Raw genomic sequence first — 12,862 nt, forward strand, 5'->3', positions numbered from 1 at the left:
CACGGAAAGGAAGCGAAGTGGTATGTCAAGTGCGTTACTTTACTTATATGAGGACGAAGAAAATCAACGCTTGACGATGTCAGGGGTGCATTTCTCTGATTTCGCCGCAGCCGTCGATTTAAAGCGTCCTTTGCTTATTTCAGGAAGTGATTTCAAGCAGACGAAACAATCGTTTCGGACAATGCTACATTATATCGAAGCGCATGAAATCGAACAGTTTTCACAATCCACGGATGTGCAGCGTCATCCATTGATCGCTATCGATATTCGTTCCTCCCATTCACTCGACGTATTAACGGATGTCGAAATCGCGGAATTATTATTTCTAATGCATATGAAACGTGGAATGCCACTTCCCTTCCTTGATTCGATTGAAAATGAATTGGTCTATTTTAGCGAGCATGACGGACTTCATGCTTCCGTTTACTTAAAAGACTGGGCAAGCGTCGAACAATTGATTGCTGATCTTGTGCAACGAAAATTCCGACAGCACGCACGATCCGTTGCCTCTGTTGCTTTAACAGCTGAAATCATGATTCATATCCGTCATTTTCTCGGAGAAGGGGTCCTGATTGATTTCGAAAGCGCAAAGCGATCTGTTTTTTCAAGAAATATTACGATTCCTGTCTATGTGGCTGGCCGTTATGAAGACATGAGCGTGTTACATGAAGATTTTGAAGCCGAGAAAGAATCAATTCTTAGACGTGGAACGCTTGTGTGCCGAAAAAAGAAATGGAGTTTTGAGTTAAATTGACCTTTAGCATCTTTTTCTTTTAGAAAAGGATGCTTTTGTTCTATTTGAATTTTAAATGATGATTCCTTCTTTACGGTTATTCTGGACAATGTGACAATATCGTTAAAAAATTTTTCGAATTTTCACACAAAATAAGACTAGCATCTTGTGAGGACTTCGCTATAATGAGGATAACCTTTTTAAGATAGAAGTTAGACCTGTTTTTTTGTAGGGATGGTACTGGAATCAGCAAAAGGAGGAATTCAATATGGATCAGTTAAAAGTGAACGGAATTGGCTCATTCACGAAATTTGTGACGAACGGGAACATCCTCAAATTAAAGGATGCGACACTCGGTGAAGTGAAACTGTCGCTGAATGAAGCGAGTTCAATGACCATCGCCCCTGTCGATGAAGAAAATGGACTTTTCGTCATTAAAGGGCAACAGCAGGAATCGCTTGTTGAACTGACGTTACCACGTCAATCCTGTGAGGTCGTTCACGCTTGGCTCCTCCATAAATTGAAACGCCATAAAAAAATACGCTTGATTGCGACAAGCTGACATTTGTATGAAAAACCTTAACTCAAGACTTCCATTCTTGAGTTAAGGTTTTTTTTCTGTTTAAAAGCTTCGGTGATAAATTTTCAGAAAATATTGTTTTCTTAGATTCTTCATGTTATCCTTAGAAAAATTCAAACAGGAGGTTTTAAACATGACATATACATCGCTCATCCAAGTACGACTGATTGTGATTATGACCAGGGACTGAAGATTCATTTCTCGATTGAGAAGATGAAGACCAGGCCCTTTTCGTCATTTCGACAAGGCGTCTGATCACACGACGCCTATCCACGCACATCGTGGATGAGGCTTTTTTTATTGAAATTAGAATGAATGGAGGACAACACATGTTTAAGACAAAAGATACGTTCGCTTTAGGATTTATGATCTTCGCATTATTTTTCGGTGCAGGTAACCTAATCTTCCCACCAGAACTCGGCGCCCTTGCAAGTAAACAATTCCTCCCAGCCATCCTCGGCTTTATCGTGACAGGTGTTGGTCTTCCGTTGCTCGGCTTACTTGCTGTCGCATCCATCGGAGGCGGCATCAAAACGCTTGCTGCCCCTCTCCCTCGTTTTGTAGGTGCTGCCTTGACGTTTGCTCTCTACGTTGCCATTGGACCTTTCTTCGGAATTCCTCGGACATCGGTTGTCACGTATGAGCTCGGTGTTGTACCATTTCTCGGTGCACCTTCACAAATGACATTAGTTCTCTCATCAAGTCTCTTTTTCATTGCTACGCTTTACCTCGTATTGCGTCCTGGTAAATTACTTGAAATCATCGGACGTTTCATCACACCTTTATTGCTGATTGCACTTGCTGTGTTAAGCATCAGTAGCATCGTCTCACCACTTTCAAGTGTCGCTTCACCAAGCAAAGCCTATGAGACGACAGGTCAAGCATTCATCCAAGGTTTTCTTCAAGGATACTTAACGCTTGATGCACTCGGCGCCTTAGTCTTCGGTGTCGTGGTACTTCATACATTAAAAAGTCGAGGCGTTCATGAACGAACAGCACAATTTAAAGTCGTCACTCGTGCTGGAACGATTGCTGCGGTTGCTTTGACACTCGTCTATATCGGACTCGGAATGATCGGACGTAATACATTTGCCGCAATCGGAAAAGTCGATGGTCCGACACTTCTTCAGCATTATGCGAATACAGCGTTTGGCTCAATTGGTTTAGCTGTACTTGGTCTTGCGATCCTACTTGCCTGCTTGACGACATCAGTTGGTCTCGTCACCGCATTTGCAGAATATATGATGACTCTTTCTGCACGTATCACATTAAAAACAGCAAGTATCTTCACGACTGTTCTTGGTCTCACAGTATCTATCGTCGGATTACAGACATTGTTATCAATTGCCGTTCCCGTGTTGATGTTCCTTTATCCAATCGTCATCGTCTTAATCGCACTAACATTCATGCGTCATCTGTTCCGTCGCAAGTCGGTCGTTTATCAGTCCACTCTTGGAGTAACGATTTTCTTCTCACTTTGTAGTGCGTTAAACCAACTCTCTCTTTTCCCGGGAAATCTCAAAACCTTCTATCAATCACTTCCTTTAGTGGATCAAAGTTTAGAATGGTTATTTCCGACACTTATCGCCTTTGGTATCAGTTCATGGTTTGGACACGTTTCCACCGCTTCAGTCACACAAAAACGCGCTAGCTAGTGATTCCGTTTTCGTAGCTATGGTATGATGAACAAAATGGTTATATTAATGGAGGCGTCATATACATGGATAAGATTGCTTGGATTACCGACAGCATGGCTTTTTTCGAGCCAGGAGAGGCTGAAAAAATCGGAGTCCATGTGATACCGACATTACTCATCTTGAACGGGGAGTCTTACCGGGAGTATGTCGATATCTCGATTGAACAATTGAATCAAAAAATGCAGGATGATTCGAAAATTTCACCTACGACTTCGCAACCGTCTTTTGGTGACTTCGTAACTCTATATGAACAGTTACTCGAAGACGGTTATGATTACGGATATGCGATTCACATCACGAGTGGCTTAAGTGGTACCTACTCCAGTTCGGTCGCTGCAGCTGAGGCTGTCGGTTTCCCGCTCTATGCGATTGATTCATACACGGGTGCTGCCAATCAACAAGAACTTGTCCGGATCGCACAGCGACTAGTAGCTGCTGGTAACGATCCAAAGGAAGTCATGTCGACACTTGAAACGTTTAAACACAAATCGCATTTTTATTTGATTATTGGAAATATGGAGACGATGCGACGTAGTGGTCGAGTTTCAGGAAGTCAATTTTTATTAGCGAACATGCTCAACATCAAGCCGATCGTTCAATTTAATGAAGAAGGACAGCTTGTTCCTTTCAAGAAGGTACGCTCGATCAAAAAAGCATTTAAGGAAATGATAACCGAGATCACTTCTAAAGTGACAGCACAAGGAGTCTACGATCGAACGCTATATATCGGTCATACGCTCGCTCATACTGCTGCTGAAGAATTGAAACGTTTGATTGTAACGGAACATCCTGAAATCAACGTTCGTATCACGCAATTCGGTCCTTCCATCTTGGCACATGCTGGTGCTGAGACGGTCGGCGTGTTCTGGTTCGACGACATTTCTCTACCTACAACTTGATACCTAACATTAAAAAATAAAGAACCGGACGGCCTTAAAAAGACTGTCCGGTTCTTTATTTTGCTTCGTATTTACGAAATAATTCTTCTAGCAACATCGCTTCGTCCAACATACGATGAATCGGTTCGTGCGGAAGTGCGATTTGATTCGATAATGTGTCGGAAGGATATACATCAAACGACACTTGTTCCATCTCAATAATATACTCAAGGATAGAATCAAGTGAGCTTTCCTTTTTAAATTGACGAAGCCAGTTTTCATATCGACGATCTACTTTTCCCTCTTTCAGCAATATCTCTCCACTAGCAATGATTGCCCATTTAGGCGGCGCATCGATTTGGAAAAGTTCCAACTGCTGATATTCTTCCATCGTTCGTTTCGTCACCGGAATGACACCGTTGATTGAGACCAATCGTTTTAATCTAAGATGCGCTCGCAACGTCATGAATCGCGGTCGTCCGGCGACTCGCTCAACAAGCAAGGTCGGTTTATCAATGGAACGCATCGTTTCTTCATCAAATAATAAACTATGATCTACATCTAATACTAGCATTAAGACACTCCTTTTTTTCTGCGGGAGACGATGAATGCATAGGAGCTACATAAAAGAATCGCTGCAAAACAATAACCACCGATGACGTCTGAAAAATAATGAACGTTTAAAATGATGCGGGAAGCTCCCATGGCAAGAAATAACCCAATCGTCAACACCGATACGATTACTTTGCCAGTCGTTTTTAAATGCCGGAAAGCGACGACAAGAAATCCTACATATACAGCGAATGCCATCGCGGAATGACCACTTGGAAAACTATAGCCAACACCACCAACTAACTCATTCAATGAAGGACGTTCTCGTACGAAGGCAAATTTGACGACTTGATTCAATGCTCCTACAGAGATCGCCATCAATACATACCAAATACTTGCGATACGATCTCGCCACAAGACATAACTCACTACTCCAAGTAACATCGTCATTGTCATCGCCCCAGGACCAGAGCCTAGTTGAGTGAACCAAGAGACATAGTCCCCTGGAACATGTTGAGACATGTACGACGATAATTGAGCGTCAAATAAAAAATAGCCCGTCATTCGAATCGAGACGGCGATGATCACGAACAAGACGACAGCGATGGATGCACCCACCCACGCCGCTCTTGCCCCCCGCATTAGTATGTCCCCTTACGTTCTTCTAATTCTTCTGCTGAATAATCTTCCTTATCCCGCAAACGATGCGCCAAACGCCCTGATGCATTTGCTGCGATGGCCGCGACGATATCATCCATGAACGTGTTGACTTTTCCGTCCCCAAGCTTCGTATCGAGTTCTTTGATAATACCGACCTTTGCTTTATCCAAATAGCCGAACGTCGTAACCGCAATCGAACCATACGTGTTGACGGCACCAATCGCAATCGTCTCATCTACGCCAAATAGCCCTTCATCGCTTTGGATGATGGACAGGAGGGGTTCTGATAATAACCCTTTTTCCGCCAAGATATCTAGTTCTGCTCCGACGAGAATCGCATGTTGTAATTCACGTTTTTCAAGAACACGTTCCACTGAACTGACACATGTTTCAATTGTCAGATCCACTGTGTATGGGGCCTGCATTTGGTACACGATCTCAGCAATTGCATGAATCGTCACCCCTCGTTCGTGTAACTTATCGATAGCTGCCTGTTTGACCTCTTTTGAATGTGTTTTCTTCATGACTATATCCACCTCTCCAACAAAGTACTTCATTAGTATACACGGATTCTGAAGCTCCTCTCAAACTTCTTTGACATCGACGCCAGAATCCGTCATGATTATTTTGTAAAGCGTTATCATTTCAGGGGAAAGTAGGGGATTTTCGATGAACATCGGGGTTGTATTGTTTCCATCGAAACGCGTTCAAGATTTTGCAAATTCATACCGAAAAAGATATGACTCGAAGTATGCACTGATCACACCTCATATCACGCTACGGGAGCGGATGGAAGTCGATGAGACAGAATTAGACCACATCGTGACGGAGTTGAATCGAATCGCGTCCGAAACGAAGCCTGTCAATTTGCACATCCAAGGAGCTCGTTCGTTCCATCCGACGAACAATGTCTTGTTCCTTAAAGTAATGCCTACGGATGAGTTAGAACAATTACATCGCGCTTTGCATACGGGACCACTCGAACATAAGCCGAAATACGATTTCTTGCCACACATCACAATCGGTCAAGAACTGTCGGATGTCGAACTGTTCGATGTACTAGAACGTCTCAAGATGGAAGATATCCGTTTCCAAGAGGACGTCACGAAAATGGCTTTATTGTATGAACTGGAGAACGGTGCTTGGAGTGTCTATGAGACATTCCGCTTCACAGGTCAATGAATGATTAAACTTCCCGGTCGAAGCTTCGACCGGGAAGTTTTAGTTCTGGTAATACACCGTATGCATTTGCCTGTTCTTCTAAAAAGTCGTCCGCTTCGTGTTCGCGGTAAGGGTCAGTTGGGCGTATCGGTTGAACTCGAGCGACTGGTTCAGTCTTTAGCTGTGGATCGACACGTACTTGACGATTGACATATTGTACGACTGTAAAATCGATTGCGTTCATCCTCTGCACTTCCTCTCTCCTTCAACATGTTCATATTTGACACTTCCCCGATTAAGCACAAAAAAAACCAAGCTCCCCTCCTAAGGGAAGCCCGGTTCACTAAATCACCTATTACAGAATGTGGAATCCACTATCGACGTGAAGGATTTCTCCTGTTACACCACTCGACATTTGCGAAAGTAAGAATAATCCACTCTGACCGATTTGTTCCGTCGTAACGTTACGGTGAAGTGGCGCGCGTTCTTCGATGCTATCAAGGATTGAGTTGAAATCGCCAACACCTTTTGCTGAAACTGTCCGGATCGGACCAGCAGAGATCGCATTGACACGAACACCTTGCTGTCCGTATTCAGCAGCGAGATAACGAACGCTAGCATCTAATGCTGCTTTCGCAACACCCATGACGTTGTAGTTCGGAACCATCTTCTCACCACCAAGGTACGTCAATGTGATGACAGATGCGTCTTCTGTAAAGAAGTCTTTCGCCGCTTTGACGACTGCTGTTAAGCTGTAGGCTGAGATATCAAGTGCTTGCGCAAACTGTTCACGCGTTACCCCAGAAAACTCACCGCGAAGCGCTTCTTTATCCGCGAATGCGATCGAGTGAGCGATCCCTGAAATCTTACCGTGGTCCGCATGAATCGTTTGGAAGACCTGTTCAATCTCTTCGTCACTCGTGACATCACACGTATAATAAGAAGCCGGTCGTGATAATTCTTGTCCTAATTTTTCAAGTGGTGCCTTGAAACGTTCTCCGACATATGTAAATGCCAGGCTTGCTCCAGCAGCGTCGAGCGCACGTGCGATACCCCATGCAATCGAACGTTGATTAATGACGCCCATGACGACGTACGTCTTGCCTTCGAGTGAAGGATAAATATTCATGATAAAGTCCCCCTTGAATTAGTACCTGGTAATAAAACCTATCTTCAGGTTACAAAAACGTAACGCTTCTGTCAACCATCGCTCTTGATATTGCGGATTTGATAAATTACGGTAATATAGAAAGAGATAGAAAGTAGGGATGAAATGAATCGATTCAAATCATTTACACAACGTTATGATCATACGTTGCTTTTTTTACTCGCCTGTCTGATGGTCATCAGTATCATCGCCATCTATACAGCACAACCTTCGCTTAAAGGTGCGATCAGTGCCATCAACTTCTCTGCCAAACAAATTCAATGGTATGTCATCGGCTTCATGGCGTTATCCGTCGTCATTTTCATCGATTATGAACAGTTGAAGCGATTCCACTGGTTTTTATATGGAGCAGGTATCGTGTCATTGATCGGTCTTGTCGTTCTTCGAAACACACCAATCGTCACTGAAATCAAAGGGGCATACGGTTGGTATCAATTCCCCGTTATCGGTACGGTTCAACCGGCTGAGTTCATGAAGTTCTTTTTGATCGTGACGCTCGCTGCCGTCATTACCGAGCACAATGCGCGTTATGTTCAACATGAAAGAGATCTCTTGTTACTTATCAAGTTAGTCGCGGTTACAGCCTTGCCGCTCGGTCTTATCATCATTCAGCCCGATTTAGGGATCGGTTTGATTCTATGCGTCATCTTAGCATGTGCGATGTTGTTATCCGGACTAAACTGGAAATGGCTTTTAACGATGTTCGGTCTGTTCGCAGGAGCCGTCATCATCTTCTTTTACCTGTTCTTTTTCCAAAATGATTTACTCGCAACCTTTTTCCCAGGTCACGCGATGAACCGGATCATGGCTTGGTTGCAACCGTTCGAATATGCGGATGATCTGTCGTACCAGCTCGTCCAAGCAATCAACGCTACAGGTTCAGGGCAAATGTTCGGCGTTGGATACGGGAAACTGCAAGTGTTCGTTCCGGAATTGCATACAGACTTCATCTTTACGACGATTGCCTCTCACTACGGTTTCATCGGGGCTGCCATCGTCTTGATCGTATTGTTCCTGTTCGTCTATCGGTTGATTCAGATTGCTCTCGAGACAGCGGATCCATTTGGTACCTATATCGTGACAGGATACGTCGCGATGTTTACGTTCCAAATTTTCCAAAACATCGGGATGACGATTGGTGTCTTACCGATCACAGGCCTTCCCCTACCGTTCATCAGTTATGGTGGATCAACGATGATCGTAAACCTCGTCGGTCTAGGATTGATCATGGCAATCGCCTCTCAATCTCGGATTTCCATGTTCGATGAAGACTAAACACAAATAAAAGGCAGTGGACCAAGTCCATTGCCTTTTATTTGTGCACTTTATCATTCCAGTCGGAGATCCTCAGGAAGTGGTGCTTCAAAACGAACCTGTTCTCCCGTCGCAGGATGAAGGAACGTTGCTGACGCACTATGAAGCGCCTGACGCGGAAGTAACGGGTTCCCTTGATACATCGTATCGCCAATCAAAGGATGCCCAAGAAAAGCAAGGTGGACACGAATTTGGTGTGTCCGACCTGTCTCTAGTCGGATATCGAGTAATGAGATTTCTTGGTCAAAGGCTCGAACTAGACGGCTATTTAAGATATGTGTGATGGCTCGTTGACCATCTGGTCGTACCATCCGTTCCATGAAGGAATGATCAGTTTGACCAATCGGTTGATCAATTGTTTGTACCGGTACGTTTCCGGGTGCATACGCTAAATAATGTCGTTCTAATTCATTGGATCGTTGCATGAGACTCATCCGGTGATGGGCAAGCCCGTGTTTCGCGAACAAGACAAGACCACTCGTATCACGATCGAGTCGATTGACGATATGGATCGCATACGGAATTCCTTGTTTTCGATAATAACCAAGAACATAATTCGACAATGAGTGTTCCGGATGCAATCGTGACGGAATCGATGCCATCCCCGGTGGTTTATTGACGACGAGTAACCAATCATCTTCAAACAAAATATCGAGTTCCCCTTCTGTCGCTACCATGTCCGGTGCTGGTGTTTCTTCCGGGAAGAAGACGTGGACGCGGTCACCCACGCACAAGACGTCGTGGACGTTGACATGATGACCGTTCCGCGTGATATCTCCATGATTTTTGATTGATACTAACATTTTTCGTGAGATACCTAGACGGGTCGTACAAAAATGACTGACGCGCCAGCCATCCTCGATATCAGTAACCGTCTGTCGTAGCTGAAATCCATTCATGTTTCTCTTTCCTTTACATACTGCGTCAACGTCTTTCGTCTGCCAGGAAAGATTCCCGCACCCGTTGCCAAAACGGGAAAGAACGAAAACGAGCAAATTTCACTTTTTTATCTGATACCCGACACCGGATCGATGTCACATTTTGATGGACAATCGAAGCATAGTGGTCATAGGTCATCTGAAAATCAATCGGATTGACGGGACGAATTTCGACATCATGATGTTTCGGTAATAACATCGGTGAGCCGATCGTCCGGTAAACACGATTATTGATCGAAGCCATTTCTGTAATTTGGATCGCTTCGAGTGCCGGGTGGACGATCGCACCGCCGAGCGCCTTGTTATATGCCGTCGAACCAGAGGGTGTCGATATACATAACCCGTCACCTCGAAACGTCTCAAAATAGTCGCCTCGAATCGATAAATCGCAGACGAGTGTTTGATTGAAACTTTTGATCGTACACTCGTTCAAAGCAAGCAGTTGATTATGCGAGCCATCCGCATAGTCAATTGATAGTTCAAGCAGCGGGTATTCGACCGTCGCTAAATCCTGCTTCGCGATATGATCAATCAACTCATCCATCTCTTCAGGACGCCAATCCGCATAAAAACCAAGGTGCCCTGTATGAATCCCTACAAGGGTAATCGTCTCTACTTGATCGAGATACGAATGGAACGCTTGTAACATTGTCCCGTCTCCCCCGATTGAGACGACGATTTCCGGTTGACTGACATCAAGCACACATCCCCGCTCCGTCAACGCCTGCTCGAGTTGTTGTTTTAGCGCATGAGAACGCTCATCATCACGAGCCGTGATTGCAAAACGCATGGTCATCCCCCTACTCTTTTAATCGTTCCGACGCCTTAGCGTCGCGTTGAAAGACGAGTTGCGCGTCTTGGATTTCTACTTTCAATTGACTCATCTCCGCATCAAGCAAAAATGCCGCTTCTGCCGCCCGCCGCAGGCGCTCACGCGTTTCTTCCGGAATGTTCCCTTGGTACTTGTAATTTAACGAGTGTTCGATCGTCGCCCAAAAGTTCATCGCAAGCGTCCGAATTTGAATCTCGACTAATGTCGGTACTTCACCTTCGATCGTCTGTACTGGATAAGCAATGATGACGTGATACGATCGATAACCACTATCCTTCTTTTGAGTGATGTAGTTACGTTCCTCGACGATTTTAAAATCACCGCGCGAACGTAATAGTTCAAGAACATGAATGATATCATCGACGAATTGACACATGATGCGTAATCCGGCAATATCCTGCATATCTTGTTCCAATGATTCACGCGCAATTGCTTTTCGTTCTGCTTTTTGAAGAATGCTTTTTACAGGTTTGACCCGTCCTGTGACAAATTCAATCGGTGAATGCTCTCCCCGTTGCTGAAATTGTTTACGAATCGCTTTTAGCTTTACTTTCAACTCATCGACCGCGATTTGATACGGCGCAAGAAATAAATCCCAATTTTCTTTTGTCATCTGATTTGTCACCACTTTTAATCGAATAGTATTGGTTCAGTGCCTGTTCCTACCTCATTCATGTTATCATATTTTCAGACATTCAACTAGAAAGGCGTGATTCCGATTAGACAAGAATTGGAAATCGAATTCAAGAACTTATTGTCTGAACAAGAATATCTATCGTTATTTACCCATTATGCGTCAACTAAACAACCCATTTGGCAAGCAAATGATTATTTTGATACGCCTGATTTCGAACTTCGAAAAAAAGGTGCTGCCTTACGGATACGTGAAAAAAAACAAGGACTCGTCCTTACTTTAAAACAACCTCATGAAAATGGATTGCTTGAAACACATGTCACACTATCAGCAAGTGAAGCGGAAGATCTATTCAAATACGGTCTGATTCACTCCGAAGAGATGAATCACCAGTTGTCGTCTTTTGACTTGCAAGGTTCGTTGGAACATTTAGGACGTTTAGAAACCGAACGCATCGAGACGGTGCTTCCAGAAGGCTTACTCGTCCTTGATAAAAGTCGCTATCTCGGACATACCGATTATGAGTTAGAGTTTGAGGTCAGCAACTTCGAACAAGGGCAAAAGGATTTCGAGCGACTTCTTTTAGCACACGATATTCCGCAGCGCAAAACTAAAAATAAAATCGTTCGCTTCATGGAACGTAAAGCGCTTACTTGAATTTTCGTGTAGGACTGAACAAGCAAAACCTTTGCTCTTTCTTTTTTTTCGTTGCTAAAATAGGGTAACGATAACAACAGGAAGGGGTGAACGGATGGAACACGCACAATGTAACGGATCTTATTGTTCATTGGACGAACCATCGATTCAACAACCGACGAAACCTCTGGAAATCTATCATTTTCTAGATGTGACACAAACGGACGGTTTACGGTTGATACCCGTTCTCAAGAAATTAGAGCTAGAATATGGTCATCTTTTTCGTCTCCGCACGATTGCTACGATTCCTTGTGCTCCTTCACGTTCCGCGTGCGATATGTCACCACTCGTCATCCTAAAAGCAATCGAGCTTCAAGGAAAAACGTTTGGTATGCGGTTCATGCGACGCCTTCGGATGCTTCATAATGTCGAAGGTGAGAGTGCTTACAGCCGTCCATCATTGATGCGGTTAGCCGAAGCATTGACAGAGTATGGTCTGGATTTAGGTGAATTCCACCGTGATGTCTCGTCGGACACGATTCAGCAAATGCTTGAGAAAGAGACTGAACTGGTCACGGAATGGGATGTCCGAATTCTTCCGACACTCGCTTTCGTTGGAGATGAGGAAGCCATTAAGGCTGAAGGACCTTATGAGTATTTGGTCTATGTTTCGATCTTAAGTGAACTGCTAGATCATACGATTGAAAAACAACCGAAGCCACCACTTGAACAATTCTTGAGACGGTATGAAACAGCAACTACGGCTGAAATCGCCTTTATTTATGACGCTCCTGAATCCCAGATTGAACACGAACTAAAAAAACTGGTCTTACAACAGAAATGTGCTTCTCTATCGTATTGTGATGGAAAAGTATGGCGTCATTTAAAAGATTCAGCACATGCTTAATACAAAAAAGGACAGTGGAAGCTGTGAACTGCCCCATAAAAGTTGGACATAAAAATCCAACTTTTATGGGGTGTTTTTTATGATCAAATATACGAAGGCATTTAAGATCAAGGTCGTTGAACGTTATCTGACGGGACGAGACGGATACCAGATTATGGCGGAGGAATTCGGG

At 44.0% G+C, this 12,862-nt stretch carries 16 protein-coding genes; 8 read left to right on the forward strand and 8 right to left on the reverse strand.

Translation table 11 applies throughout. The features are described from left to right. Positions 1 to 22 precede the first annotated feature (22 nt). The 4 genes from HZS85_RS07460 (at position 23) to HZS85_RS07475 (ending at position 3,909) form a co-directional block, all read left to right on the forward strand. Entirely contained in the window at positions 23 to 754 is a 732-nt protein-coding gene (locus HZS85_RS07460) for a hypothetical protein (protein WP_214854666.1), read from the forward strand. Positions 755 to 1,001: 247 nt separating this feature from the next. Next, a complete protein-coding gene (locus HZS85_RS07465) occupies positions 1,002 to 1,295 on the forward strand; it encodes a hypothetical protein (protein ID WP_214854668.1) in 294 nt (97 codons plus the stop codon). A 347-nt stretch (positions 1,296 to 1,642) separates the two neighbouring features. Further along, positions 1,643 to 2,968, forward strand: a complete 1,326-nt coding sequence (gene brnQ, locus HZS85_RS07470; protein ID WP_214854670.1) for a branched-chain amino acid transport system II carrier protein — start codon at positions 1,643 to 1,645, stop codon at positions 2,966 to 2,968. A gap of 65 nt (positions 2,969 to 3,033) precedes the next feature. After that, the gene (locus HZS85_RS07475) at positions 3,034 to 3,909 is read left to right on the forward strand and encodes a DegV family protein (protein WP_214854673.1); all 876 of its coding nucleotides are present in this window, start codon (positions 3,034 to 3,036) and stop codon (positions 3,907 to 3,909) included. A 55-nt stretch (positions 3,910 to 3,964) separates the two neighbouring features. Here HZS85_RS07475 and HZS85_RS07480 read toward each other — a convergent pair whose 3' ends face one another. From HZS85_RS07480 to HZS85_RS07490, 3 genes are read right to left on the reverse strand one after another with little or no spacing between them, the layout of a single operon-like run. Then, positions 3,965 to 4,462 carry a hypothetical protein gene (locus HZS85_RS07480; protein WP_214854675.1) on the reverse strand — a complete coding sequence of 166 codons (498 nt, stop codon included), beginning with the start codon at positions 4,460 to 4,462 and terminating at the stop codon, positions 3,965 to 3,967. Then, positions 4,462 to 5,082: a phosphatase PAP2 family protein gene (locus tag HZS85_RS07485; protein ID WP_214854677.1), complete on the reverse strand. Its 621-nt coding sequence runs from the start codon at positions 5,080 to 5,082 to the stop codon at positions 4,462 to 4,464. The genes HZS85_RS07480 and HZS85_RS07485 overlap by 1 nt, the downstream gene beginning before the upstream one ends. Then, the gene (locus HZS85_RS07490) at positions 5,082 to 5,624 is read right to left on the reverse strand and encodes a phosphatidylglycerophosphatase A family protein (RefSeq protein WP_034786059.1); all 543 of its coding nucleotides are present in this window, start codon (positions 5,622 to 5,624) and stop codon (positions 5,082 to 5,084) included. The genes HZS85_RS07485 and HZS85_RS07490 overlap by 1 nt, the downstream gene beginning before the upstream one ends. A gap of 145 nt (positions 5,625 to 5,769) precedes the next feature. On the opposite strand from HZS85_RS07490, the gene HZS85_RS07495 reads away from it, so the two are divergent. Further along, positions 5,770 to 6,282, forward strand: a complete 513-nt coding sequence (locus tag HZS85_RS07495; RefSeq protein WP_023468877.1) for a YjcG family protein — start codon at positions 5,770 to 5,772, stop codon at positions 6,280 to 6,282. Positions 6,283 to 6,286: 4 nt separating this feature from the next. On the opposite strand, the gene HZS85_RS07500 is transcribed toward HZS85_RS07495, so the two are convergent. Together HZS85_RS07500 and fabI are read right to left on the reverse strand one after the other, a co-directional pair. Beyond that, positions 6,287 to 6,505, reverse strand: a complete 219-nt coding sequence (locus HZS85_RS07500) for a hypothetical protein (RefSeq protein ID WP_023468878.1) — start codon at positions 6,503 to 6,505, stop codon at positions 6,287 to 6,289. A 111-nt stretch (positions 6,506 to 6,616) separates the two neighbouring features. Next, positions 6,617 to 7,390 (reverse strand): enoyl-ACP reductase FabI, encoded by a 774-nt coding sequence (gene fabI, locus HZS85_RS07505; protein WP_029342212.1) that lies wholly within the window; start codon positions 7,388 to 7,390, stop codon positions 6,617 to 6,619. Positions 7,391 to 7,534: 144 nt separating this feature from the next. Between fabI and HZS85_RS07510 the strand changes: the two genes are divergently transcribed. Continuing rightward, positions 7,535 to 8,704, forward strand: coding sequence for an FtsW/RodA/SpoVE family cell cycle protein (locus tag HZS85_RS07510; RefSeq protein ID WP_035396680.1), 1,170 nt, complete (start codon positions 7,535 to 7,537; stop codon positions 8,702 to 8,704). A 53-nt stretch (positions 8,705 to 8,757) separates the two neighbouring features. Here HZS85_RS07510 and HZS85_RS07515 read toward each other — a convergent pair whose 3' ends face one another. From HZS85_RS07515 to yjbM, 3 genes are read right to left on the reverse strand one after another with little or no spacing between them, the layout of a single operon-like run. Next, positions 8,758 to 9,642, reverse strand: coding sequence for an RluA family pseudouridine synthase (locus HZS85_RS07515; RefSeq protein WP_214854679.1), 885 nt, complete (start codon positions 9,640 to 9,642; stop codon positions 8,758 to 8,760). Positions 9,643 to 9,667: 25 nt separating this feature from the next. Further along, positions 9,668 to 10,471, reverse strand: a complete 804-nt coding sequence (locus HZS85_RS07520; RefSeq protein ID WP_035406625.1) for an NAD kinase — start codon at positions 10,469 to 10,471, stop codon at positions 9,668 to 9,670. Between the two features lie 10 nt (positions 10,472 to 10,481). After that, positions 10,482 to 11,126: a GTP diphosphokinase gene (yjbM, locus tag HZS85_RS07525; protein WP_035396676.1), complete on the reverse strand. Its 645-nt coding sequence runs from the start codon at positions 11,124 to 11,126 to the stop codon at positions 10,482 to 10,484. A 96-nt stretch (positions 11,127 to 11,222) separates the two neighbouring features. On the opposite strand from yjbM, the gene HZS85_RS07530 reads away from it, so the two are divergent. Beyond that, on the forward strand, positions 11,223 to 11,804 hold the full coding sequence (locus HZS85_RS07530) for a CYTH domain-containing protein (RefSeq protein ID WP_290759465.1): 582 nt from the start codon (positions 11,223 to 11,225) through the stop codon (positions 11,802 to 11,804). A gap of 94 nt (positions 11,805 to 11,898) precedes the next feature. Then, positions 11,899 to 12,690 carry a DsbA family protein gene (locus HZS85_RS07535; RefSeq protein WP_214854681.1) on the forward strand — a complete coding sequence of 264 codons (792 nt, stop codon included), beginning with the start codon at positions 11,899 to 11,901 and terminating at the stop codon, positions 12,688 to 12,690. Positions 12,691 to 12,862 lie beyond the last annotated feature (172 nt).

The organism is Exiguobacterium sp. s130, assembly GCF_018619055.1.
Classification (GTDB): domain Bacteria; phylum Bacillota; class Bacilli; order Exiguobacteriales; family Exiguobacteriaceae; genus Exiguobacterium_A.